The organism is Staphylococcus sp. HMSC056G08 (assembly GCF_001812305.1).
GTDB lineage: Bacteria > Bacillota > Bacilli > Staphylococcales > Staphylococcaceae > Staphylococcus > Staphylococcus simulans.
Map to the genome: position 1 here is coordinate 10,588 of NZ_KV808534.1, position 435 is coordinate 11,022.

General features: G+C 40.2%; 1 protein-coding gene. It reads left to right on the forward strand.

Translation table 11 applies throughout. The features are described from left to right. Nucleotides 1–435: Rib/alpha-like domain-containing protein (locus tag HMPREF2846_RS12750; RefSeq protein ID WP_141751897.1), on the forward strand; the 435-nt coding region annotated here is incomplete at both ends.

Genomic DNA, 435 nt, shown 5'->3' on the forward strand with positions numbered 1-435 from the left:
AAGGCACAACAGAACAAGAAGTGAAAGATAAAGTTACAGTACCAAACTTCCCAGCAGATAAAGGAACACCGGTAGTAACAGTAGATGATCCAACGAAATTGCCTGATGGAAACACTCATGGCGTATTTGATGTTCCAGTAACAGTTACTTATCCAGACGGTACAAAAGACCACGTGGTAGTTAAAGTGACTGTAGGAGACCAACCAGAAAATGTAAAATACGATCCTAAAGCAGGAGTGGTAACTAAACATTATGGTGAAACAACAACACTTGATGAAGTAAAAGAAAAAGTGACTGTCCCAGGATATTCAGAAAACGGCCAACCATTCACAGTGACAGTAGATGAAACAAAAATTCCTGACGGTCAAACTAGCGGCGAGTTCGAAGTACCGGTTACAGTGACTTATCCAGATAAAACAACAGATACAGTGAATG